Origin of the sequence: Dechloromonas denitrificans, assembly GCF_001551835.1 — a bacterium.
Classification (GTDB): domain Bacteria; phylum Pseudomonadota; class Gammaproteobacteria; order Burkholderiales; family Rhodocyclaceae; genus Azonexus; species Azonexus denitrificans.
Window position 1 is genome coordinate 269,508 of record NZ_LODL01000013.1, and the last position, 21,474, is coordinate 290,981.

A 21,474-nucleotide genomic window follows, 5' to 3' on the forward strand; every position below is an offset into this window, starting at 1 on the left:
TCCTCAGGCGCTCCTGAAGACCGCCCCTTCCAGCCAGACCTCGAACGGTTCGCAGGGGGCGACGGCGAGGCCCTGGGCGTAGCTGATGCCGAGTTCTTCCAGTTGGCCGAGGGTGGCGGGATCATCGACGTTCTCGGCGATCGAATAGATGCCGAGGTCGGCGGTGATTTCCTGAACGGCGCGCAATAGCGCGGTGGACGCCCGGTTGCCACCCAGATCGCGGGTCAGGCTGCGGCTGAGCTTGACGCAGCTCGGCGAAATCGCTCGCAGGTGATTGAAGGATGACAGTCCACCACCAAAGTCGTCGAGACCGACCTGGCAGCCGAGGGCGCGCACTTGGCGGGAAAACTCCATCGCCTGGCTGCTCTGGTGCGTCGTCACATCCTCCGAGAAAATCAGGCAGAGGCCGTTGCCGGGAAGATTCTTGCTGGCCAGGTTGCGGGCGATCAGGTCGATCACCGAACGCCGGCTCAATGAATTCCGCGACAGCGGGACCAGGCAGTGGAGTTCCTTGTTGTTGCGGCGCGCCCGGTCAAGGGCGGCGATTGCGGTTTCGATGAAGCGCTGGTCGATGATGCCGGCCAGATCGTAGCGTTCGGCCGCATCGATCAGGGCCGAGAGGGCGATCGGTGCCTGACCGGGTTCGTTCAGGCGGGCGCTCAGTTCGACGCAGTGGCCGTTCAGCGTTTCGCTCTGCAGCGCGTGCAGCGGCAAGGCTTCGATCAGCAGACGGTCTTCGGTCAGGGCGCTGCCCAGGCGGGCTGCCCAGTTGTTGCTTTCGTGGCGGCGTTCCGGGGTGTTGGTGGCTTCCTGCTCGCAGACCTGGTTGCGGCCGCTTTCCTTGGCGCGGTAGCAGGCGGCGTCGCCGGCGGCTAGCACTTCGTTGATGTTGCGGACGCGCCGGCCGACCGGCGTCAGGCCGATACTGGCGCCGATCGAGAATACCTTGTCCTGCCAGATGAAGCGATAGGCACCGGCCAGGCCGCAGATGTCCTCGGCGACCTGACGGGCGCGGCTGCCGCTGCAGTTGGCCAGGATGATGCCGAACTCGTCGCCGCCGAGGCGGGCCAGCGTGTCTTCCTCGCGCAGCCGGCCCTGGAAAAGCTGCGAGATCTGGCGCAGCAGTTCATCGCCGGCCAGATGGCCGCAGGTGTCGTTGACCGGCTTGAAGCGGTCGAGGTCGATGAACAGCACGCTGAATTCCTCGCCGCCGGCCTGGACGCTGGACAGCGCCTTCTCCAGCCGGTGCTCGAATTCGCGCCGGTTGAGGAGGCCGGTCAGCGAGTCGTGGCGCGCCTGGAAGGCGAGCTGGGCGGTGGCTTCCTCGATCCGGCTCTGCATCGAGCGATGGACATCCTCGATATGATTGGCCATTTCGTTGAAGCCTTGCTCGAGAATGCCGAATTCAGCGCTCGACTGGGTCGGCACCCGGGTGTCGAAGCGCCCGGAGGACATTTCACGAACGGCCAGGGCGAGGCGCTTGATCGGCCGGGCCAGGCTGTCGGCCATGGCGATGGCCAGCGCGGCGATCAGGATCAGGCCGATCAGGACGATGAGCAGGCCGCGCAGCAGCAGGTCGCGCTGCTGGTTGATCAACTCCGACTTGTCGAATTCGACGAAGACATGCCCGATGACTTCCTGCGGTGCCGGTACGTTGCTGCTGGAGACCGGTTCGAACAGCGTGTCGGCTTCGTTCAGCGAGCGGAGGACCGGGGCGCCGAAAGCGATCCAGCGATCGCTCTCGGTGACCTGCGCGGGCTCGTTCAGGGACTGGCGCAGGGCCTCGCTGGCCAGCGAAACCCGGCCGCTGACGGCGATCGCCCGGCCCTTCGGATTGACGATGACGGCGGCCTTGACGCCGGATTCCTGGACGGTGGTCTGGGCCAGCCCGTGCAGGCTTTCGAGTTGGCCGGAAATGATCCCGTATTCGCTGATCTGGGCCAGGTAGCGGACAGTGGCCAGGGCTTTGGTGCGCAGTTCGCCCTCCAGGGTCTGGATACCGCTCAGGGTGAAATAGGAGACCAGGGTGATGGCGATCACTGCGCTGGGCAGCAGTGACAGCAGCAGCAGACGCTGGCGCAGGTTGAGGCGGCTCATCGGGCCTCCTTGTCGGCAAGCATGGCACGGCGGATGGCGGCTTCGTCCTGAATGTTCAGGTCGAGCGCCTGGGCGACGTTCGAATTGATGACTACCGCAAACTGGCTGGGCGGCATCGGGGACGGTAGCGTGGCGCTGAACGACTGGGTCAGTTCAGCCGCCTGGCGGGCGATCTGGGCCGGCGTCGAATACAGCGCGGCGAGCGCGCCGGCATTGACGAAGGCGGCCGAAAAGGCCACCACCGGACGCTGGTAGCGGTAGGTGGTGACGAGAATGGCCTTGATGTTCTCGCGCCGGTAAATCTGGGTATCGGGAATCGCCAGCAGCAGATTGACGCGGGGCAGCAGGCTGGTCAGGGACGGCAGCAGGGTTTGATCAGTGTCGCTGTCCTCGTTGTCCAGCGTCAGGCCGGCCGCGGTGAAGGCCTGGCGAAACTGACCGATGCTGGCCCGGGTTTCGCTGCTGACCAGCATGCCGACGCGTTTTTTGCCGGGCAGCAGGTGGCGTATAAAAGCGGCCTGGCGGCTGGCCGGCTGATCGAGATAGATCGCCGTTGTCCGGCGGCTGCGGCCGGGGCTTTCGGCCAGCAGTTTCTCGTAGGCCTGGCGCGGGATCAGGGTGGCGACGACCGGCGTCGAGCCGCCCTGGTTGAGGACCTGGCGGAAGGCATTGCTGCCGACGGCGACGATCAGGTCGGGGCTGCTCCCGGCCAGGCTGTCGCTGCCGCCCTGGCTGGCGATCTTCCAACTCGAACCTTCGAGGGCGTCGCGATAGGTGCTGGCGAATTCGGCGTAGGGGCCGGAATTGTCGCTGAGGACCAGCGCGACGTTAGCGGCCCGCGCCGTCGTGGCGGCGAGCAGGAAAACGAGAAAGAGGCGCAGGATGAGGAGCACCGCCGCAATATAGCTGCTGCCCCTATGCCGTTGCAATGGCGGATTTCCCCGGGTCAGCGGGCGGCGATGAGAGCGGCGATTTGTCGGCTGATTTCTTCGACCGGCATGGCGAAGGCAAATTTCTTGATGAACTGGCCGTCCGGGCCGAGCAGGATCATCCCGGCCGAGTGGTCGACCGCATAACGGTCGGCCGGCGTGCCCGGTTCGCGGACCTTGGCATAGCGGATCTTGAAATTGTCGGCCGCCCGGCGTACCAGGGCGGGCGGCCCGTTCAGGCCGAGAATGCGCGGGTCGAAGAAGGTGGTGTAGGTCTTCAGCACCGGGCCGGTGTCGCGCTCGGGGTCGACCGAGATGAACAGCGGCTGGACGCGGCTGGCCTGCTCGCCGAGTTCTTTCAGGATGGCGGCCATTTCGACCAGGGTGGTCGGGCAGATGTCCGGGCAATAGGTGTAGCCGAAGGCGATGAGCTGGAAGCGGCCGCGGAAATCCTCGCTGCTCACCGAGCGGCCGTTCGGGTCCTGCAGCAGGTAGCGGGGCACGATGCCGCCGTTTTCCTCCTTGAGCAATTGCAGGCTTTGCGTCGCCTGGGCGGCGGCCGGGCCAGCCAGCAGCAGGCCGAGGAGGAGGGCGGCGCAGCGGATCATCGGCTCGGGAACGCAGCGCTCAACTGCTTTTCCGCCTCGCCCAGGCGTTTGGCCAGGGTCGCGGCGTCCGGGCAGGTCTTTTTGCCATTACCGAATTGCAGGTAGCTGGCGCTCGTTGCTTCTTCGAAAATCTCGCCGTTGGCGCGAGTTTTCGGCGCCGTTGTCTGTACCGCGTTGCGGGCCCGGCTGACGATCGCCGCTTGCTGGCAGGCCAGTGCGATGCCGTTGATTTCACCGAGCTGGCTGATGGCGGTATTGCCCTCTTCGGCGGCGAAGGCCGGGGTGGCGAACGGCAGGGCGAGGGCAAGGGCAAGGACAGCGATTTTCATGGGTAATCTCCGGTCGACAGGCCAGCGATTATAGCCAGCGTGGGCTGGCGATCTTTCTTAGAAATCAAATATCTCGAGCAATTGCGGCAGACCTTCGCTGATCGCCACCGGCCCCGGGGTCAGGATGACGGCCGATTTGATTTCGTGCATTTTTCCGCTGTTGACCGCCGGAATGGTCGCCCAGCCCGGGCGGGCGGCGACGCGTTCGGGCCGGAAGTGCTTGCCGCACCAGGAGCCGATGATGATGTCGGGGGCGGCGGCGATCACCGCTTCCGGCGTCGGCCGGCGATCCTTGGCCAGCGGCGAGCGGGCCTGCTCGGCGAAAACGTCCTCGCCGCCGGCGATTTCGATCAGTTCGGAGGCCCAGCGGATGCCGCTGATCAGCGGCTCGTCCCATTCCTCGAAATAGACGCGCGGCTTCTTGCCGGTGCGGGCCAGGCGTTCGGCGGCGATGGCCCGGGTTTGCTCGATCTCGGCTTCCAGCCCGGCGACGATTTCCTGCGCTTTGGCTTCGGCGCCGACCAGGCGGCCGACGGTTTCGATCATGCCGAGAATGTCCTCGACGCTGCGCATATTGAAGGCATAGACCGGGACGCCGGCCTTGATCAGGTCGCGCGAAATCTCGCTTTGCAGGTCGGAGAAGGTCAGCACCAGGTCGGGCCGGGTGGCGAGAATCTTGTCGATGTCACCGCTGGTGAAGGCGAAGACCTTGGGTTTTTCCTTGCGCGCTTGCGGCGGCCGTACCGTGTAGCCGGAAATGCCGACGATGCGGTCCTGCTCGCCGAGGGCGTAGAGCACCTCGACGGTTTCGGTGGTCAGGCAGACGATGCGTTGGGGCAGACGGGGCATGGGTTTCTACTTGGCGGGACGATGGCTTCTTGCGACATCGAGATGGGCGCAAAGTTTCTCGGCGCCGTCGAGAATGCGCGGCGTGTGGCGCTGCATGATGTCGGGGTTGATGTGGAACAGGTTGTCGCGCTTGACCGCCGTCATCCGCGTCCATTTGTCCCAGTCGTGCAGCCATTCCGGCTTGGCGTCGCCCATGCCGGTGGCGACGATGGCTTCCGGATCGGCTTCGAGTACCGCTTCGACGCTGACCGTCGGTGCCATCTGCTTGAGGTGGCCGAAGACGTTGTCGCCACCGCAGAGCAGGATCGCGTCGCTGATGATCTGCGGGCCGCCGACCGTCGTCAGTGGCGATTTCCAGATCTGGTAGAAGACGCGCACTTTCGGCTTGTTGGCATTGGCCGCGCGCAACCCTTCCAGACGCTTGCGGAAACGTTCGGCGGCGGCATTGGCGGCGCTCTCGGTACCGGCCAGCTGGCCCAGGCGGACGAGCTGGTCGGCGACGTTTTCCATCTTGTTCGGCTGCGAGACATGCACGGTCAGGCCGAGCGCCTTCAGTTTGCCGATCTGCGGCATGTTGTTGCCGCTTTCCCAGGCCAGTACGAGGTCGGGCTTCAGCGCGGCGACGGCTTCGAGGTCGATCCGCGAATAGCCGCCGACGCGCGTCACCTTCTTCGCTTCCGGCGGGTAGTCGCTGTAATCGACGGTGCCGACCAGCTTGTCGCCGGCGCCGGCGGCATAGAGGCTTTCGGCGATGTGCGGGGCGAGGGCGACGATACGTTTGGCCGGCGCCTTGAGGCGGACTTCCTGGCCGGTGTCGTCCTTGACCACGACATCGGCCTGGGCGGCGGGCAGCGTGGCGAGTCCGGCGGTCAACGCCGCCAGAAAACGAAAAACGGGCAGGGCGGGAGCGGTCTTGGTCATGCGGGTTTCCATCCGGCAAGGGCGGTGGCCAGGCGCTGCCAGCCGGCTTCATCGCCGGGCAGGCCGAAGCGGAGCAGCGGCTGCTGGTCGAAACGGCGGGTCAGGATGCCCTGGCGGGCCAGGGCTTCGTGCAGTTCGCTGGCCTGCGGCGAGCTCAGCGTCGCGAAGAGGGCGGTCGATTTGACCTCGCCGAGCGGCGCCAGCAACTGGTGCAGGCGTTGGCCGGCGGCCAGCAGTTGCTGCCGGGTGCCGGCCTGCCAGGCCTGATCCTGCAGCGCCAGTTTGGCCACTTCACGGGCCGGGCCGCTGATCGTCCATGGCCCCATCGCCTCCTGCATCCGGTTCAGCAGGTCGGGGGCGGCGAACAGGAAGCCGACGCGGGCGCCGGCCAGGCCGAAGAACTTGCCGAGCGAACGGAGCACGATCAGGTTCGGCGCTTCGTCGGTGCCAGCCAGCGGCGTCAGGCTGTCGGCCGGCGTCGGGTCGATGAAGGCTTCATCGACGATCAGCCAGCCGCCGCGCTTTTTCAGCTGTTGCGCAGCGTCCACCGCCAGTTCGCGCGGGTGGCGGTCGCCGGTCGGGTTGTTCGGGTTGCAGAGCAGCACGTAGGGCGTCGCCGCGGCCAGGGCGCGCGGCAGCATGGCGTTCTGCAGGAAACGCAGGCGGTGCCCGGCGCGTTGCCAGGCTTGCGGGTGCTCGCCGTAGATCGGCGAAATGCAGGCGACGACGGCGCGTGGCAACAGCGTCGGCAGCAACTGGATGGCGGCCTGCGAGCCGGCGACCGGCAGCAGGTTGGCGTTGCCGTAATAGGCGGCGGCGGCGCTTTCCAGGCCATCACCGCTTTCCGGCAGGCGATGCCAGACCTCGTTCGGCAAGGCCGGCACCGGCCAGGTGTGGGGATTGATGCCGGTGGACAGGTCCAGCCATCGGTCGAGCGGAATGTCGTAATGGGCTGCGGCCAGGCGCAGGCGTCCGCCATGCTCAAGCATGCAGGGCTCCGGAAATGATGAACAGGACGGCCAGCCACAGCCACAGGCTGCGGCGGACCAGGGTGATGGCGCGCTGCAGGTCGGCGGCGACCGGGGCCGGGCCGTCGCCGAGCGGCGGGCGGATTTCTTCGTGGCCGTGATAAATCGCGGCGCCGCCGCAGCGCACACCGAGGCTGCCGGCGCCAGCCGCCATCACCGGTCCGGCGTTCGGGCTGTCCCAGCCCGGCGCCTGGGTGCGCCAGCAGGCCAGCGCCGTCCGCGTCCGGCCGAGCAGGGCGTAAGTCAGGGCGGTCAGGCGGGCGGGAATGAAGTTCAGCGCGTCGTCGAAACGGGCGGCAAAACGGCCGAACAGGTTGTAGCGTTCGGTGCGGTAGCCCCACATCGCATCCAGCGTGTTGGCCAGCCGGAAGAGCAGGGCGCCCGGGCCGCCGAGCAGCGCGAACCAGAACAGCGTGCCGAAGATCGCGTCGTTGCCGTTTTCGAGCACCGATTCGACGCCGGCCTTGGCGACGCCGGACTCGTCGAGGCTCGATGTTTCACGGGAAACAATCCAGCCGACGCGCTGCCGGGCCTCGTCGAGACGGCCTTCCTGCAAGGGCCGGGCGATGGCTACGGCGTGTTCGCACAGGCTTTGCGCGCCGAGCGCGAAATAGAGCAGGACGACGTCGATGGCGAACGGCGCCAGCGGGTGCAACCAGACGGCGAGGCCGACCCAGGGGCCGACCGCGAGCAGCCAGGCGATGGCGCCGCCGGCCAGCGAACGGCGGTTGAGTTGGCGTTCGAGCCGTGCCGCCAGCTGGCCGAAACCGACCAGCGGGTGCCAGCGGCTGACTTCGCCGAGCAGGCGGTCGAGCAGTACGGCCGTCAGGGCGGCCAGCGGCATGGCAAAGGACTCGAAGGCCAGCGTCACTTCGGGAAAACCTGCTGGTGCTGGATGGCGGCCTGCATGGCGCCGAGGGCTGCGGTCAACGGGTCGTTTTGGGCCGAATCCGTGGCGCCCCATTGTTCGAAATAGACCAGGTCGTTGATCGGCAGGCGCGGCAGCCAGCCGGCCTGTTCCAGCTCCGGCTTGTCCTTGAAATGGCTGACGTAGCCGATGCACAGGTAGGCGACGGGCACGATGTGGTGGGGGATGCCGAGCGCGTCCTGCAGCGCCTTCTCATGGAAGATGCTGACCCAGCCGACGCCCAGCCCTTCGGCGCGGGCGGCCAGCCAGAGGTTCTGCACGGCGCAGACGCTGCTGTACAAATCCATGGTCGGCATATGGGTGCGGCCGATGACGACCGGGCCGGAACGCGTCCGGTCGCAGGTGATGCACAGGTTGAGCGGCGCTTCGAGGATGCCCTGCAGTTTCAGGCTGCTGTAGATCTCGCGTTTCTCGTCCGGGAACATCTGCGCTGCTTCGCGGTTGGCGGCGCTGAACACGCCATGCACGCGTTGCTTCACTTCATCAGAACGGACGAGCAGGAAATTCCACGGTTGCATGAAGCCGACCGAAGGCGCATGGTGGGCGGCCATCAGCACGCGGCTGAGCACCTCGTCGGGAACCGGCGTCGGCAGGAACTGGCCGCGCACGTCGCGACGGTTGAAAATGGCTTGATAGACCGCCGCCCGGTCGGCGTCGGAAAAAGGGTGCGCGCTGGGCGCGTTGTGGTTTTCCATGGATTCCCCTTCTGGAAACACGATGGCTGCCTGGCCGTGCAGCCTTGCCTTGTCTCCCGGCCGGTCTTCTGACTCGGATTCACCCGCTCGCCGCGCCTTCCCGGCTAAAACCAGTGGCCTGTTGCGTCGAGCGTCATCCTTACAGCGCTGGGCACGTGGCGGAATCGCACCGCCTTCCCGATTCTCCGCCCGGCGCGAACCGAACGGCACCCGGAGACACCTGCCCAAGCAATTTGGGCGGGGCCGATGCTAAGCGAGGCGGCGCAGCGAAGCAAGTGCCATAATTACAAGGTTTCCCCAACGTCAGGCTGTTCTTTTGCCGAGTCGGAAATCTTTGTGGGCACCGCTAGCGTCGCGCATATCGAACAGGCCACATGCGTGCATAGCCTCGGTAAGGCTGGCGCAGCCAGATGATTCGAGGTTGTAGCCGTTTTCACGCAGGTGGTTGCCGATTGCTGCAAGGCTCGTCCAGCCATCGATACCTTGACCTGTGGCCACCGCGGCCTTGAGGGCAGCTATATATTCGGTGCTCATTGGGCGCTTGGTTGGGCGGCAGAAGTGGGCGGTGCCGTTGCCTTGTTTGCGTTGCTTGAGCTCGAAGCTGCCACTTGTTTGTAGCAGCTTGATAAAGTTACTGGCGCCATGGCTGCGTGGGTCGAAATCACTGTGATTGGCGCGCAGATAGAGTGCGATTCGGGAAACCAAAGCCCAGCCATCCTCATCTGCGACGTTGGTGTAGGCGCGCAGCAACTGACTCTTGAGCTTAATATGCTCGGTTGCTGGGGATTTTCCCGTTGGTGGTCGAGACTTAATTTCGGGCGATATGTCGCCGTTGCGGCTCGAGGTGCTACCTAACGAGGATTGGGCTGATGTGGCGACCGGTACGGAGGCGGAAGCTGCTGGTGGAGCGGACTCCGGAGCGAAGCCCAGGTTTTCAACGTAGGTGTAGCGTTCACAGGCACTGACAAAGGCTTTGGGCGCATGTTTCCGGCCAAAGCCGACGACGCTGAGGCCGTCTTCGCGAATACGGGTGGCGAGCCGAGTGAAGTCGCCATCGCTGCTAACTAGGCAGAAGCCGTCTAGCCTTCGTCCATGTAACAGGTCCATGGCATCGATGATGAGAGCGCTGTCACTGGCATTCTTGCCAACCGAATTCTGGTATTGCTGAATCGGATGGATGCCGTGGTTGGCTAGCGTTTCACGCCATTTCGCCAAGTGTGGTGTCGTGAAGTCTCCATAAACCCGCCGCACAGATAGGCGGGCGTCACGGGTGATTTCCTCGATGATCGGGGCGATGATGTCCGGAGTATCGTTGTCGGCGTCGATTAGCAACGCAAAATTGGGTAAGTCGTGTTTCATGCGGGCGTTTCATGCGATCAGGATAGGCTGTTGCATTGTGCCTGATTTGTTCCTCATCGCTTGCGGCGATAATCGAGGTTTTTTCCCTTGAGAGTTGCCATGTCCTGCTTTTCCCTGATGGTGCAAGGCACCACCTCCGATGCCGGCAAATCGACGCTGGTCGCCGCCCTGTGCCGGATTTTCAAGCGCCGCGGCATCAATGTCGCGCCCTTCAAGCCGCAGAACATGGCCCTCAATTCGGCGGTCACCGTGGACGGCGGCGAGATCGGTCGCGCCCAGGCGCTGCAGGCGCTGGCCTGCGGCCTGCCGCCGCATACCGATTTCAACCCGGTGCTGTTGAAACCGACCACCGACAAGAAGGCGCAGGTCATCATCCACGGCAAGGTGGCGATCGACCTCGATGCCAAGGCCTATCACGAGTACAAGCCGCGGGCGATGGGCGCCGTGCTCGCTTCCTGGGAGCGCCTGACCGCCGCCTACGACTGCGTGCTGGTCGAAGGCGCCGGCTCGCCGGCCGAAATCAACCTGCGCGCCCGCGACATCGCCAACATGGGCTTCGCCGAGGCGGTCGATTGCCCGGTCATCATCGTCGCCGACATCGATCGCGGCGGCGTCTTCGCCCACCTGGTCGGCACGCTGGAACTGCTTTCGCCGTCCGAGCAGAACCGGGTCAAGGGCTTCGTCATCAACCGCTTCCGCGGCGACATCGGGCTGCTCGAATCCGGCCTGAGCTGGCTGGAAGAGCGCACCGGCAAGCCGGTGCTCGGCGTGCTGCCTTATTTACACGGCCTGATGCTCGATGCCGAGGACGCTATCGCGACCGCTGCGGTCGACGGCAAAAAAACGGCAAAATTGAAAGTGGTTGCCCCGGCCTATCCGCGCGTTTCCAACCACAACGACCTCGACCCGCTGCGCCTGCACCCGGAAGTCGATTTCCGCTGGATCGGCCCGGGCGAAACACCGCCCGCCGCCGACCTGATCGTGCTGCCCGGCTCGAAGGCGGTGCGCGCCGACATCGAATGGCTGCGCGCGCAGGGCTGGGAAACGGCGCTCAAGAAACACCTGCGCTACGGCGGCAAGGTGGTCGGCCTTTGCGGCGGCTACCAGATGCTCGGCGGCATGCTGCACGACCCGCTCGGCCTCGAAGGCCAGCCCGGCAGCACGCCGGGCCTTGGCGTGCTGGATGTCGACACGACGCTGGAAACGGAAAAGCAGCTGCGCAATGTCGCGGGTCATCTCGGCCTGCCCGGCTCGCCGGCGATGACCGGCTACGAGATCCACCTCGGCATCACGCGCGGCCCGGGCCTGGCCCAAGCGGCGGTGCAACTGACCGATGGGCGCAGCGACGGGGCCATTTCGGACGACAACCAGGTCTTTGCCACCTATTGCCACGGCCTGTTCGATCATCCCGATGCCTTGACCGCCTTGCTTGCCTGGGCCGGCATGACGGAGAGCGCCCAGGTCGATTTCGCCGCCCGCCGCGAGGCCGATCTCGACCGCCTGGCCGATTCGGTCGAAGCGGCGCTCGACTGGTCGAAGATGGCGACTTTCCTGCCGCTGGCCTAGCCGGGGCCGGCCGCCGGCACGTCGTCGTGGTGGATGCGCTTGAGCGCCACCTGGCGCTGGATTTCGCGGAAATCGTTTTCCCGGCCGTGCAGCGCGTACTGGCTGCGGATGGCGCTGAACACTTTTTTCGCATCCGGGCTGGCCATCAGGTGTTCGGCGTGGCGGTCGGCCAGGTCGTTGTCGGTGAGCGACAGCGCCGCCCGCATCACGTCGAGCCGGGTTGCCGGTTCGAGTTCGCTGGCCAGTAGCGCCGGACGCAGACCGGCAAAGCGCGGTTTGCCCTTGTCGACCGAACTGATCGCCAGCAGCGCGGCAAAGCTGGCCTGGCCGTCGAGACCGAGAACCATGATTTCGCTGTCGCGCAGGCCGACCAGGACCTTTTCGGCCGAAATCTTGTCGCCCTTGTCGATATGGCTACGGGCCAGGCTCAGCCGGTCTTCGGTGGTCACCGCGCCGGGCATGGTGTCGTTGGCGACGACATCGGCCAGCGCCGCCCGCGCCGTCTCCATATCGCCGTTCAAGGTCGCGGCCTCGGCCAGCAGGCGCTTGCGCAAGTAATTGCGTGGCGTTTTCTTGCTTACTTCGTCGAGTACCTTCTGCGCTTCGGCGTGCTCGCCCTGGGCCATGCAGATGTTGGCCTTGATGTCCGAGGCATCGAAGAAGTGCGGCGTGCCGGCGACGACGCGCTCGATTTCGTCGCGTGCCTCGGTCAGCCGGTTCTGCTTGTGCAGCGAGCGGGCGACGCCGGCCCGCGCCCAGGGGAATTCGTAATTGTCGAGAATGTTCCGGTAGCTGGCTTCGGCCGCTTCTGCATCGCCGCTGGCGAGCTGCACTTCGGCCTCCTGGCGGAGGATTTCGAAACGATAGGGCCGGCCGGCCTCGCTGTCGCGCTGCGCATTGAGGATGGCCAGCGCCCGGGCATATTCCTGCTGCCGTTTTTCCTTGTAATAGGCGGCGAAGAAATTCTTCTTGGCGACGATGCGTTCCAGCCGCAGCAGCAGCTTGTCCGGCGAAAAGGGCTTGATGATGTAGTCGTCGGGGACCAGTTCGACGGCGGAAACCACCTGTTCGTAGGCCTGTTCGCCGGTCACCATCATGAAGATGCATTCGTCCGGCAGCAGGTTGAAGCGGCGTAGTTCTTCCAGCAGTTGCTGGCCCGAGCGGCCTTCGCCGAGCACGTAGTCGCAGAGGATGATGTCCGGCGTGTTGTTGCGGATGCGGTAAATGGCGTCCTGATAGTTGGAGGCGAACTCGACGGCAAAGGCGCCGACCGTCTGCGCGATGGTGCGCAAGGCATCGCGGGCCAGCGGCTGGTCGTCGATGACGAGAAAGCGTTTCTGGCTGAAGTCGGCCATCAGGGCAGCCTCAGTTCGAAGCGGGCGCCGCCGAGGCTGGCCGAGTTATCCAGGCGCAGGCTGCCTTGCCGGCCCTGGCGGACATGCAGCAGAGCCAGGCGTTCGGCCACCGTCAGGCCAACCCCGGCGGCCGGTGGCAGGCTGGCGAAGCCGGGGCCATCATCCTCGACCGCCAGCACCAGGCCGTCACCGTCGCGGCGGGCGCTGAGGAGAACGGCACGGCGCGCAAAGCGGCCGGCGTTCTGCACGGCGTTGTTCAGCATGTCGCCGACCAGATCGCGATCAAGCGGCCATTCGTCGGCCAGCGGACAGTCCACCGTCAGTTCGATGTTTTGCCGGGCAAGATGGCTTTTCTGGGCGAGAGCGACTTCGGCACAGAGGTCGCTGACGATGACCGGGGTGACGGCCGGGGTCGCGCTATGGCGCAGCAAGCGGTAGGCCGCCAGCGTCCGCGACAGTCGGTCGGCCGCCGCTTCGATGGCATAGCGGGCTTCACCCAGTGAAATGCCGTGCTGGGCTTCGGTGGCGGCAATCAGCGATTCGGCGACGAACATCTGGTTCTTCGCGTCGTGAATGCCGGAAGCGAGAATATCGAGCAATTTGTCCAAAGCAGTCCCTCTCCAGTGACATCTGTCGTGTCTTTGCTGGCAAGCATACCTCCGCTGGCGCTAAAGCGGGATAGATCCGGCGCCTCAGGCCGAGGAGCGCAGCGTGTAGGCCAGGCAGAGGCGGAGCGGGATGGCGGCGGCAGTGAACAGGTCGGTCAGCTCGCCGGCCGTCATTACGGCCGGAGCAACGCTGACCCGGCCGTTGCCGGCTTCGAAGACCGGAGTTTCGAGCAGGGCCAAGCGGGCGGCTTCGAGTGTGGCGATCGTTGCTTCGTCAAGCTGGGTGCCGGCCAGCACGAGAAAGTGAATGACCGGGGCCGGGACGCGGATCAGCGGGGCGTCGCCGGGCAGGCGCGGCAGCGGCGAATTGCGCACCCGGGAGTCTTCCTCGATGCGCCAGGGCCAGATGAACAGGCCGGGGGCGTCGTCCGGCCGGCTGATCCGGACCGGCAGCGTGGCATGTTTCTCGATGACGTGAGACAAGGCAGTCAGGCGGGAGAAAAGGGGCATGGCGACCTCCTGAAAATGCCGGCTAGATTCTTCAGGTTAGCACAGGCCGGGTGCCTTGAGGGTCAGCGGCAGGCCGGCCGCGACCAGCGTCACCTGGTCGCAGACGGCAGCGACGTGCTGGTTGAGGCGGCCCTGCTCGTCGGCAAAGAGGCGCGACACCGGATGCATCGGCACGATGCCCCAGCCGACTTCATTGGAGACGAGAATGATGTGGCCGGGCAGTTGGGGGAGCAGGGCGATCAGTTCGCCTGTTTGCTGCGTGAACAGCGGGCAGTCGATGGCCTCGCCAGCCTCGGCCTGGCTTGCCGCGCGGCCGGCCAAGAGCAGGTTGGAGAGCCACAGGGTCAGGCAGTCGACCAGCAGGCAAGTGTCCGGCGCCGCCAATTCGCGCAGTTTGGCCGCTAGGTGCAGGGCCTCTTCGGCGCAGCCCCAGTCGGCCGGGCGGCGTGCGCGGTGATGGGCGATGCGCCGGGCCATTTCGCCGTCGCGCGCTTCGGCCGTCGCGAGGTAAATTACGCGCCGGCCGCTGGCCGCGGCCCGCTGTTCGGCGAGCAGGCTCTTGCCCGAACGGGCGCCGCCAAGGATCAGTTCTTTCATGGCCGGCACTTTAGGTGATTGCGCCCCCAACCGGCAAGCCGGATAATCCGGGCCGATTCGATAAAACGGAACACGGTGCAAATCCGTGGCGGGCCCGCCGCTGTAATCGGGGACGGATGTCGCGACAGACCACTGCCTATGGGGAAACAGACCCGGCGGGAAGGTGCGGCAGACGGCTGATCCGAGAGCCAGAAGACCTATCGTTTCAGTTTGGGCTGGAAGCCTGTGGACAGGGCTTCGCGGTAGCGTTTTTGCGAACGCCGCCGCGAGGCCCTTTTGCGTTTTCAAGGAAGAATCGGATGCATTCAAAATTTAATATCGTCGCCCCGGATCAGGGCCTCGCCGCCGCGTTGCAGCACAAGATCGACCAGAAGACCAAGCCGCTCGGCGCCCTTGGCCAGCTGGAGCAGGTCGCCAAAAAGCTCGGCCTGATCCAGCAGCGGCTCGATCCGCAGTTCGGCCAGCCGCACCTGCTGGTTTTCGCCGGCGATCACGGCGCGGCCAAGGCCGGCGTCTCGGCTTTTCCGCAGGACGTGACCTGGCAGATGGTCGAGAATTTCCTGGCCGGCGGCGCCGCGATCAACGTCTTCGCGCGCCAGGCCGACATGCACCTCGCCGTCATCGACGCCGGTGTGGCACATGATTTCGGCAAGCGCAGCGGCCTGATCAACGCCAAGGTGGCGCCGGGCACGGCCAATTATCTCGAACAGCCGGCGATGACCGTCGAGCAGTGCGCCACGGCCATCGAGCGCGGCGCCGAAATCAGCCGCAATCTGTTCGCCAATGGCTGCAATATCGTCGGTTTCGGTGAAATGGGCATCGGCAACACGGCCGCCGCGTCGCTGATTACCCACTGCCTGACCGGTGTCTCGTTGGCCGATTGTGTCGGCCGCGGCACCGGCCTCGACGATGCCGGCCTCGTCCGCAAGCAGGGCCTGCTCGAACAAGCACTCGGCCGCTATCGTGCCGCCGGCGGCAACAATGAGCCGCTGGCCGTGCTGGCCGAATTCGGCGGCTTCGAGATCGCGATGATGGTCGGCGCCATGCTGGCCGCGGCCGAAGCCAAGATGGTGCTGCTGATCGACGGCTTTATTGTCAGTTCGGCAGCGTTGACCGCAGCCACCCTGTTCCCGGCCTTGGCCGATTACTGCGTCTTCTGCCACCGCTCGGCCGAACCCGGCCATCAGGCCCAGTTGCGGGCGCTGCAGGCCGAGCCGCTGCTCGACCTCGGCCTGCGCCTCGGCGAAGGGACGGGCGCCGCGCTGGCCTATCCGCTGGTCCAGGCGGCGGCCAATTTCCTCAACGAGATGGCCAGCTTCGAGTCGGCCGGCGTTTCCGACAAGGCCTAGGGCGCATGCTGAAGCGCGAAGTCGAGTATTTCTTCGGTGCCGTCCGTTTCTTCACGCGGCTGCCGGTGCCCGGCTGGGTCGGGCATTCGGCCGAGGCGCTGAACCACTCGGCGCGCTACTTTCCCGCCGTCGGCCTGCTGGTCGGCGGCATCGGGGCGCTGGTCTATGGCGCGGCCGCCTTGCTCTGGCCGCCGGCGGTCGCCGTGCTGCTGTCGATGGCCGCCACCATCTACGCGACCGGGGCCTTCCACGAGGACGGGTTGTCGGACACCGTCGACGGCCTCGGTGGCGGTTGGGACAAGCTGCGCATCCTGGAGATCATGAAGGACTCGCGGGTCGGCAGTTATGGCGTCGTCGCCATGGTGCTCGCCCTGCTCGGCAAATTCACGCTGCTGGTGGCGCTCGACCCGGCGCTGGTGCCTTTTGCGCTACTGGCCGGCCATGCCGTGTCGCGCTTCTGCGCGACACTCTTGCTGGCAACGATGGACTACGTGCGTGAAGACCTGCTGGCCAAGGCCAAGCCGCTGGCCACCCGGCTGTCCACTGGCGCCCTGTTCTGCGCGCTGTTGTTCGTCGGGCTCGCCCTGGCCCTGCTGCCGCTCGCCAAGGCCGTCGCCGGCTGCCTGCTGGCGGGCTTGGCCACCTTCTGGCTGGCCGCCAAGTTCCGACGCTGGCTTGGTGGCTACACCGGCGATTGCCTGGGGGCGACGCAGCAAATCAGCGAAATCGCCTTCTACCTCGGCTTGCTCGCCCAGTTCGCTCATTAGCCGCCGTACCGGCCTAGTGTGGCGTATGCTCACGGGGATCAGTTGTCCTCGTTGTCGCCAGACTTGAACGAAAGGATCGGCCTGTGAATCCCGCAAAAATCAATGAACTCTTCGATCTGCTGCGGGCCGCCTGTGCCCGCCAGTTCGCCTTCAACCCGAAGCGGGTCACGGCGGGCATGCGCTACGTTGGCAAGGAAGGGCACGGCAAGGACATGGTGCATGTCTTTCGCGATGCCGGCACCCATTCGCAGATCGTGCTGCAGAGTACTTCGGCCATCCTGCGCGAAAAACACGGCGACAAGCCGCACTGGACCGAAGCGGAAAAAGCTCATTACCGCAGCAGCGATGCCGAAATCGAGGCCGAAATACGGGCCAAGGAGGCCGAGCTTGAATTCATCCGCCACAGCCCGCTGTATCTTGACCATCGCACCCAGTTGCTGGCGCACTACAAGGACTGGCCCGGTTACCAGGCCGGCGGGCCGAATCCGCGCGAGGCGGCGAGAGCCCTGATCGTCGCCCTCGGCGCAGCGCAGGATGCGCGCCTGGCCGCCTTTGCCGAGCATCTCGGTTCGTCGGACCCGGAGCATCTGGCGCATCTGCTGTTGGCGCCGTGCCATCTCGAACTGGAGGCCGTCCGGCAAACTACGGACGACTGATGGAAAAACCCGACGCTCCGTCCTGCGCCAAGAATCGCGAGCCGATCCTCGGCGTGTTGCGCGACCATTTCGCCGATTGCCGCGCGGTGCTGGAAATCGGCAGCGGAACCGGCCAGCACGCCATTTTCTTTGCCGGGCAGCTACCCCATCTGACCTGGCAGACTTCGGATTGTCCGGAAAACCTGCCGGGCATCGCCGTCTGGCTGGTCGATGCGGCACTGGCCAATACGCCGGCGCCGCTGGTCTTCAACGTGCTCGAGACCTGGCCCGAGCGCCGGGTCGATGCCGTGTTCAGCGCCAACACCTTGCACATCATGCCGTGGCCGGCCGTCGAACGCCTGTTCGCCCGCCTGCCGGAAATCCTGTCTGAGCAGGCCAAACTCGTCATCTATGGCCCCTTCAATTACGGTGGCGCCTTCACCAGCACGAGCAATGCGGCTTTTGATGCCTGGCTCAAGGAAAAGGCGGCGCATCAGGGTATCCGCGATTTCGAGGCGGTTGATGCACTGGCCGGTCAGGCCGGCTTGCGGTTGCTGGAAGACCGGGCGATGCCTTCGAACAACCGTTGTCTGGTCTGGCAGCGTACTGGCGCCTAGTGGCCCCGGCCGCTGTGGCAGAATTCAAGGCATTGATATAGCGGATGGGCTGCCTTGGAATTGTTGCGTCTCGCCGCGCTGTTTGCCATCACGGCGCTGGCCGAAATCATCGGCTGCTACCTGCCCTGGCTCGTCCTCAAGCAAGGCAAGCCGGCTTTCCTGCTGCTGCCCGCGGCGCTGGCGCTGGCTGCCTTCGCCTGGTTGCTGACCCTGCATCCGAGCGCGGCTGGCCGGACCTATGCCGCCTATGGCGGCATGTATATCGCCGTCGCCTTGCTCTGGCTGCGTTGGGTCGACGGCATCGCCCTGACGCGCTGGGATCTGGCCGGGGCCGCCATTGCGCTGGTCGGCATGGCGGTGATCGCGCTGCAACCGGCGACAGCTTGAACGCCGCGCTCTGTCTGATGATCGAACCCTCGAACCATTACCGAAAGCATCACCAACATGCGTGAATTCCTGCTTCTGCTGCATCTCGCCGGTGTCATCGTCTGGCTGGGCGGTATGTTTTTCGCCCATTTCTGCCTGCGCCCGGTTGCCGCCGGGCAGTTGCCGCCGCCGCAGCGCCTGCAACTGTTGGCGGCGGTGCTCGGGCGCTTCTTCGTGGCGGTCGCCGTGGCCATCGCCGCCATCCTGCTTTCCGGGTTTGCCCGTCTGGCGCATACGGGCTTTGCTCAGGCGCCGCTGCACTGGCATCTGATGGCCGGGCTCGGTCTGCTGATGACGGCGATCTTCGCGCTGATCGTCGTCCGCCATTACCCGCGCCTGCGGGCCGGCGTCGCCGCCGGCGACTGGCCGGCGGCCGGCAGTGCGATGAACGGCATTCGCCAGTGGGTGGCGACCAATCTGGCGCTCGGCGGGCTGACCTTGCTCGTCGCCACGCTGGGCAGCCGGTTCGCCGCATGATCCTGCACCTGATCCGGCACCCGAAGCCGGTGGTCGAGCCGGGCATTTGCTACGGTCGACTCGATATTGCGGCCGAAAATGCTGCTGCCGTTGCGGAGAGTTTGCTCAGCGAATTGCCGGCCGGGCTGCCGGTGTGGAGCAGCCCGCTGCGGCGCTGTCGGGAACTGGCTGAGCTGCTGCACCCGCAGCCTCGGCTCGACGAGCGGCTGGCCGAAATGAATTTCGGCCAGTGGGAAGGTCGACCGTGGGATGCCATTCCACGCGCCGAACTCGATGCCTGGGCGGCGAATGTCGCCGCATATGCCCCGCCGGGCGGCGAGTCGCCGCTCGCTCTGCAGCAGCGGGCACTCGATTTCGTCGCCGGGCTGGCCGTGCCGGAAGCGGTGATCGTCACCCATGCCGGCGTGATCCGGACCTTGTTTGCCCATTGGCAGGGCTTGCCGCCGGGCAAATGGACGGAACTGGTCTTTGCCTATGGTTCGCGGACGCGGGTGCTGCTGCCCGGCTAATCCGACAACGGCTAGAATGCCGGCCATGGAAACCTTCAATCCCCTGCGTGATGCGGTGCCGCTTGGCGAAATCAAGCGGGCGCTGGTCATCAAGTTGCGCCACCACGGCGATGTGCTGGTCAGTTCGCCGGTCTTTTCGGTGCTCAAGGCGCAGGCGCCGCAGGTCGAAATCGACGCGCTGGTCTATGCCGATACGGCCGAGATGCTGACCCTGCATCCGGCCATCGCCCAGGTCCATACGATCGACCGCAAGTGGAAGCAGCTCGGCACAGTCGGCCAGGTCAAGGCCGAACTGGCGCTCTACAACACGCTGAAGGCGCGCGGTTACGACCTGATCATCCATCTCACCGAGCACTGGCGCGGCGCCTGGCTGTGCCGGCTACTCCAGCCGCGCTGGTCGGTCGGGCCGGTTGTCAAAGGGCGCAGCAAGCGCTGGAAACAGAGCTTTACCCACCTCCAGTCGGCGCCGGGCAATGCCTTGCGCCACATGGCCGAAGCCAACCTGGATTCGTTGCGCCGGATCGGCATTCAGCCTGGCCCGGACGAACGGCGCCTGACGCTGGTCCCGGGGGCGGCGGCCGAGGCGGTGGTGGCCCGGCATCTGCAAGGCTTCGGGCTTCAGGGCGGCGATTTCATTCACATCCATCCGGCCTCGCGCTGGTTCTTTAAATGCTGGCCGGTGGACTCGATGGCGGCGCTGGTTGCCCGGCTGCAGGGCGAAGGCCACGCCGTGGTGCTGACCGCGGCGCCGAGCCGGGACGAGCAGGCGATGTTGGAGGCGATCCAGGCCCGGCTGGCGACGCCGGCCTTCAGCCTGTCCGGCCAGTTGTCGCTGAAGGAGTTGGCGGCGCTGACCCAGGCCGCGAAGCTGTTCATCGGCGTCGATTCGGCGCCGATGCATATCGCGGCAGCCGTCGGCACGCCGACCGTGGCACTGTTCGGGCCGTCCGGCGACAAGCAGTGGGGGCCGTGGGGCGTGCCTTTCCGCGTCGTTGCCAGCACCCGGCATCCGTGCCGGCCGTGTGGCATCGACGGCTGTGGCGGCGGCAAGGTCAGCGACTGCCTGACTTCGTTGAGCGTTGAAGATGTGCTGGCCGCGGCGCACGAACTGCTCGCGCCGTGAAGATCGCCATCGTTCGCCAGCGCTACAACCCGTTCGGCGGTGCCGAGCGTTTCGTCGAGCGGGCACTCGGCGCGCTGGCCGGCGAAGGGGCCGAAGTCTCGCTGATTACCCGCAACTGGGATGGCGCGCCGCGCGAAGGCTTTCGGCAGATTACCTGCGATCCGCCGTATTCCCGGCTGTTCGGCGGCCGGGCGGCGCGCGACCGCAGTTTTGCCGCGGCGGCCCAGCGTGAAATGGCGCGCGGCGGTTTCGACATCACCCAGTCGCACGAACGCATTCCCGGCTGCATGATCTTTCGCGCCGGCGACGGCGTGCATGCCGCCTGGCTGGCCCATCGGGCCCGCGTCCTGAGTCCGCTGCAACGGCTGAGCCAGCGCTGGTCGGCCTATCACCGTTATGTGGTCAATGCGGAAAAGGCGATGTTCGAACACCCGGCGCTGCAGGCGGTGATCTGCAATTCGCAGATGGTTGCCGATGAAATTGCCCATTTTTACGGGGTCGACCGCAGCAAATTGCCGGTGATCTACAACGGCGTCGATACCACGGCTTTTCACCCCGGCCTGGCCGACGAGTTCCGTACCGTCACGCGGGCGACGTTGAATATTCCGGCCGCCGCCCCGGTCCTGCTCTTCGTCGGCAGCGGTTTCGAACGCAAGGGCGTACCGCAACTGCTGCGCGCCGCGGCGCGGATGGAGCGGAGCGATGCGCAGATCGTCATCATCGGAGCTGACCGCAAGCTGAAGGCGATGCGGGCGCTGGCCGAAGGACTCGGTTTGGGCCCGCGCGTCCATTTCGCCGGGCCGCTCAAGGATGTCCGCCCCTGGTACGGCGCGGCCGACGGTTTCGTGCTGCCGACCCTCTACGACCCGTGCCCGAACGCGGCGCTGGAGGCGCTAGCCTGCGGCCTGCCGATCATTACCTCGACGACCTGCGGCGCTCAGGAGTGGGTGCAGCCCGGGCTCAATGGCTGGGTGGTCGATGCGGTCAATGAAGCGGCCTTGTCGCTGCGTCTCGATGACCTGGCCGAGTTGGCCGGCAATGTAGAGGCCCGGGCGGCGGCGCGGGCCAGCGTCGAGGCGCTGACCTTGCCGGCGATGGCCGACCGCCTGCTCGCCCTCTACCGTTCGCTCGGTCCGGCCTGGGTCGGGCAGCAGGTATAATTCCGGGTTCCACTTTTTGTTTCAGGGATTTT

At 65.8% G+C, this 21,474-nt stretch carries 24 protein-coding genes and 2 riboswitches; of the genes, 10 read left to right on the forward strand and 14 right to left on the reverse strand.

Translation table 11 applies throughout. The annotated features are described in order from the left end of the window. Positions 1 to 3 precede the first annotated feature (3 nt). The 10 genes from AT959_RS07525 to AT959_RS07570 form a co-directional block, all read right to left on the reverse strand. Positions 4 to 2,097 carry a diguanylate cyclase gene (locus tag AT959_RS07525; protein ID WP_066882220.1) on the reverse strand — a complete coding sequence of 698 codons (2,094 nt, stop codon included), beginning with the start codon at positions 2,095 to 2,097 and terminating at the stop codon, positions 4 to 6. Then, the gene (locus tag AT959_RS07530) at positions 2,094 to 3,026 is read right to left on the reverse strand and encodes an ABC transporter substrate-binding protein (RefSeq protein ID WP_066882222.1); all 933 of its coding nucleotides are present in this window, start codon (positions 3,024 to 3,026) and stop codon (positions 2,094 to 2,096) included. Before AT959_RS07530 ends, AT959_RS07525 begins: the two co-directional genes overlap by 4 nt. A gap of 17 nt (positions 3,027 to 3,043) precedes the next feature. Next, complete coding sequence (locus AT959_RS07535; protein WP_066882224.1) at positions 3,044 to 3,634, reverse strand: SCO family protein; 591 nt, start codon at positions 3,632 to 3,634, stop codon at positions 3,044 to 3,046. Continuing rightward, positions 3,631 to 3,963: a hypothetical protein gene (locus AT959_RS07540; RefSeq protein WP_066882226.1), complete on the reverse strand. Its 333-nt coding sequence runs from the start codon at positions 3,961 to 3,963 to the stop codon at positions 3,631 to 3,633. The genes AT959_RS07535 and AT959_RS07540 overlap by 4 nt, the downstream gene beginning before the upstream one ends. A 57-nt stretch (positions 3,964 to 4,020) precedes the next feature. Further along, positions 4,021 to 4,812 (reverse strand): cobalamin-binding protein, encoded by a 792-nt coding sequence (locus AT959_RS07545; protein ID WP_066882228.1) that lies wholly within the window; start codon positions 4,810 to 4,812, stop codon positions 4,021 to 4,023. A 6-nt stretch (positions 4,813 to 4,818) separates the two neighbouring features. Then, entirely contained in the window at positions 4,819 to 5,733 is a 915-nt protein-coding gene (locus tag AT959_RS07550) for a cobalamin-binding protein (RefSeq protein ID WP_205629853.1), read from the reverse strand. After that, a complete protein-coding gene (gene cobD, locus AT959_RS07555) occupies positions 5,730 to 6,722 on the reverse strand; it encodes a threonine-phosphate decarboxylase CobD (protein WP_066882230.1) in 993 nt (330 codons plus the stop codon). Before cobD ends, AT959_RS07550 begins: the two co-directional genes overlap by 4 nt. Then, positions 6,715 to 7,605, reverse strand: coding sequence for an adenosylcobinamide-phosphate synthase CbiB (gene cbiB, locus AT959_RS07560; RefSeq protein WP_066882362.1), 891 nt, complete (start codon positions 7,603 to 7,605; stop codon positions 6,715 to 6,717). The genes cobD and cbiB overlap by 8 nt, the downstream gene beginning before the upstream one ends. Positions 7,606 to 7,628: 23 nt before the next feature. After that, a complete protein-coding gene (gene bluB / locus AT959_RS07565) occupies positions 7,629 to 8,384 on the reverse strand; it encodes a 5,6-dimethylbenzimidazole synthase (RefSeq protein WP_066882232.1) in 756 nt (251 codons plus the stop codon). A 41-nt stretch (positions 8,385 to 8,425) separates the two neighbouring features. Further along, positions 8,426 to 8,613, reverse strand: a riboswitch (cobalamin riboswitch). A gap of 74 nt (positions 8,614 to 8,687) precedes the next feature. Then, positions 8,688 to 9,743, reverse strand: coding sequence for an NYN domain-containing protein (locus AT959_RS07570; protein ID WP_066882234.1), 1,056 nt, complete (start codon positions 9,741 to 9,743; stop codon positions 8,688 to 8,690). Between the two features lie 99 nt (positions 9,744 to 9,842). Here AT959_RS07570 and AT959_RS07575 point away from each other — a divergent pair, with 99 nt between their 5' ends. After that, a complete protein-coding gene (locus AT959_RS07575; protein ID WP_066882236.1) occupies positions 9,843 to 11,309 on the forward strand; it encodes a cobyric acid synthase in 1,467 nt (488 codons plus the stop codon). Here the strand turns inward: AT959_RS07575 and AT959_RS07580 are convergent. From AT959_RS07580 to cobU, 4 genes are all read right to left on the reverse strand, one after another. Beyond that, positions 11,306 to 12,664, reverse strand: coding sequence for a response regulator (locus AT959_RS07580; protein ID WP_066882238.1), 1,359 nt, complete (start codon positions 12,662 to 12,664; stop codon positions 11,306 to 11,308). The genes AT959_RS07575 and AT959_RS07580 overlap by 4 nt on opposite strands. Further along, positions 12,664 to 13,272, reverse strand: a complete 609-nt coding sequence (locus AT959_RS07585) for a sensor histidine kinase (RefSeq protein ID WP_066882240.1) — start codon at positions 13,270 to 13,272, stop codon at positions 12,664 to 12,666. Before AT959_RS07585 ends, AT959_RS07580 begins: the two co-directional genes overlap by 1 nt. An 84-nt stretch (positions 13,273 to 13,356) precedes the next feature. Beyond that, the gene (locus tag AT959_RS07590) at positions 13,357 to 13,782 is read right to left on the reverse strand and encodes a Pvc16 family protein (RefSeq protein WP_066882242.1); all 426 of its coding nucleotides are present in this window, start codon (positions 13,780 to 13,782) and stop codon (positions 13,357 to 13,359) included. Positions 13,783 to 13,818: 36 nt separating this feature from the next. Continuing rightward, positions 13,819 to 14,379: a bifunctional adenosylcobinamide kinase/adenosylcobinamide-phosphate guanylyltransferase gene (gene cobU, locus AT959_RS07595; RefSeq protein WP_066882244.1), complete on the reverse strand. Its 561-nt coding sequence runs from the start codon at positions 14,377 to 14,379 to the stop codon at positions 13,819 to 13,821. Positions 14,380 to 14,415: 36 nt separating this feature from the next. After that, positions 14,416 to 14,598, forward strand: a riboswitch (cobalamin riboswitch). A gap of 80 nt (positions 14,599 to 14,678) precedes the next feature. On the opposite strand from cobU, the gene cobT reads away from it, so the two are divergent. The 9 genes from cobT to AT959_RS07640 all read left to right on the forward strand — a co-directional run bounded on the left by cobT (position 14,679) and on the right by AT959_RS07640 (position 21,442). Further along, complete coding sequence (cobT, locus tag AT959_RS07600) at positions 14,679 to 15,728, forward strand: nicotinate-nucleotide--dimethylbenzimidazole phosphoribosyltransferase (protein ID WP_066882246.1); 1,050 nt, start codon at positions 14,679 to 14,681, stop codon at positions 15,726 to 15,728. A 5-nt stretch (positions 15,729 to 15,733) separates the two neighbouring features. Further along, positions 15,734 to 16,495 carry an adenosylcobinamide-GDP ribazoletransferase gene (locus tag AT959_RS07605; protein ID WP_066882248.1) on the forward strand — a complete coding sequence of 254 codons (762 nt, stop codon included), beginning with the start codon at positions 15,734 to 15,736 and terminating at the stop codon, positions 16,493 to 16,495. An 83-nt stretch (positions 16,496 to 16,578) separates the two neighbouring features. Continuing rightward, a complete protein-coding gene (locus AT959_RS07610; RefSeq protein WP_066882249.1) occupies positions 16,579 to 17,151 on the forward strand; it encodes a hypothetical protein in 573 nt (190 codons plus the stop codon). After that, positions 17,151 to 17,747, forward strand: a complete 597-nt coding sequence (locus tag AT959_RS07615; protein WP_066882251.1) for a DUF938 domain-containing protein — start codon at positions 17,151 to 17,153, stop codon at positions 17,745 to 17,747. Before AT959_RS07610 ends, AT959_RS07615 begins: the two co-directional genes overlap by 1 nt. Positions 17,748 to 17,801: 54 nt before the next feature. Further along, positions 17,802 to 18,134: a YnfA family protein gene (locus AT959_RS07620; RefSeq protein WP_066882254.1), complete on the forward strand. Its 333-nt coding sequence runs from the start codon at positions 17,802 to 17,804 to the stop codon at positions 18,132 to 18,134. Positions 18,135 to 18,191: 57 nt separating this feature from the next. Beyond that, the gene (locus tag AT959_RS07625; protein WP_066882256.1) at positions 18,192 to 18,650 is read left to right on the forward strand and encodes a CopD family protein; all 459 of its coding nucleotides are present in this window, start codon (positions 18,192 to 18,194) and stop codon (positions 18,648 to 18,650) included. Then, the gene (locus AT959_RS07630; protein WP_066882258.1) at positions 18,647 to 19,159 is read left to right on the forward strand and encodes a histidine phosphatase family protein; all 513 of its coding nucleotides are present in this window, start codon (positions 18,647 to 18,649) and stop codon (positions 19,157 to 19,159) included. The genes AT959_RS07625 and AT959_RS07630 overlap by 4 nt, the downstream gene beginning before the upstream one ends. Before the next feature lie 25 nt (positions 19,160 to 19,184). Then, positions 19,185 to 20,282 (forward strand): putative lipopolysaccharide heptosyltransferase III, encoded by a 1,098-nt coding sequence (rfaQ, locus tag AT959_RS07635; protein ID WP_066882365.1) that lies wholly within the window; start codon positions 19,185 to 19,187, stop codon positions 20,280 to 20,282. Continuing rightward, positions 20,279 to 21,442 carry a glycosyltransferase family 4 protein gene (locus AT959_RS07640; RefSeq protein ID WP_066882259.1) on the forward strand — a complete coding sequence of 388 codons (1,164 nt, stop codon included), beginning with the start codon at positions 20,279 to 20,281 and terminating at the stop codon, positions 21,440 to 21,442. The genes rfaQ and AT959_RS07640 overlap by 4 nt, the downstream gene beginning before the upstream one ends. Positions 21,443 to 21,474 lie beyond the last annotated feature (32 nt).

Coding starts and splice junctions, on each gene's coding strand:
- AT959_RS07525 (WP_066882220.1), bottom strand. CDS start 2,097: ATGAGCCGCCTCAACCTGCGCCAGCGTCTGCTGCTGCTGTCACTGCTG.
- AT959_RS07535 (WP_066882224.1), bottom strand. CDS start 3,634: ATGATCCGCTGCGCCGCCCTCCTCCTCGGCCTGCTGCTGGCTGGCCCG.
- AT959_RS07540 (WP_066882226.1), bottom strand. CDS start 3,963: ATGAAAATCGCTGTCCTTGCCCTTGCCCTCGCCCTGCCGTTCGCCACC.
- AT959_RS07545 (WP_066882228.1), bottom strand. CDS start 4,812: ATGCCCCGTCTGCCCCAACGCATCGTCTGCCTGACCACCGAAACCGTC.
- AT959_RS07550 (WP_205629853.1), bottom strand. CDS start 5,733: ATGACCAAGACCGCTCCCGCCCTGCCCGTTTTTCGTTTTCTGGCGGCG.
- cobD (WP_066882230.1), bottom strand. CDS start 6,722: ATGCTTGAGCATGGCGGACGCCTGCGCCTGGCCGCAGCCCATTACGAC.
- cbiB (WP_066882362.1), bottom strand. CDS start 7,605: ATGCCGCTGGCCGCCCTGACGGCCGTACTGCTCGACCGCCTGCTCGGC.
- bluB (WP_066882232.1), bottom strand. CDS start 8,384: ATGGAAAACCACAACGCGCCCAGCGCGCACCCTTTTTCCGACGCCGAC.
- AT959_RS07570 (WP_066882234.1), bottom strand. CDS start 9,743: ATGAAACACGACTTACCCAATTTTGCGTTGCTAATCGACGCCGACAAC.
- AT959_RS07575 (WP_066882236.1), top strand. CDS start 9,843: ATGTCCTGCTTTTCCCTGATGGTGCAAGGCACCACCTCCGATGCCGGC.
- AT959_RS07580 (WP_066882238.1), bottom strand. CDS start 12,664: ATGGCCGACTTCAGCCAGAAACGCTTTCTCGTCATCGACGACCAGCCG.
- AT959_RS07590 (WP_066882242.1), bottom strand. CDS start 13,782: ATGCCCCTTTTCTCCCGCCTGACTGCCTTGTCTCACGTCATCGAGAAA.
- cobU (WP_066882244.1), bottom strand. CDS start 14,379: ATGAAAGAACTGATCCTTGGCGGCGCCCGTTCGGGCAAGAGCCTGCTC.
- cobT (WP_066882246.1), top strand. CDS start 14,679: ATGCATTCAAAATTTAATATCGTCGCCCCGGATCAGGGCCTCGCCGCC.
- AT959_RS07605 (WP_066882248.1), top strand. CDS start 15,734: ATGCTGAAGCGCGAAGTCGAGTATTTCTTCGGTGCCGTCCGTTTCTTC.
- AT959_RS07615 (WP_066882251.1), top strand. CDS start 17,151: ATGGAAAAACCCGACGCTCCGTCCTGCGCCAAGAATCGCGAGCCGATC.
- AT959_RS07625 (WP_066882256.1), top strand. CDS start 18,192: ATGCGTGAATTCCTGCTTCTGCTGCATCTCGCCGGTGTCATCGTCTGG.
- AT959_RS07630 (WP_066882258.1), top strand. CDS start 18,647: ATGATCCTGCACCTGATCCGGCACCCGAAGCCGGTGGTCGAGCCGGGC.
- rfaQ (WP_066882365.1), top strand. CDS start 19,185: ATGGAAACCTTCAATCCCCTGCGTGATGCGGTGCCGCTTGGCGAAATC.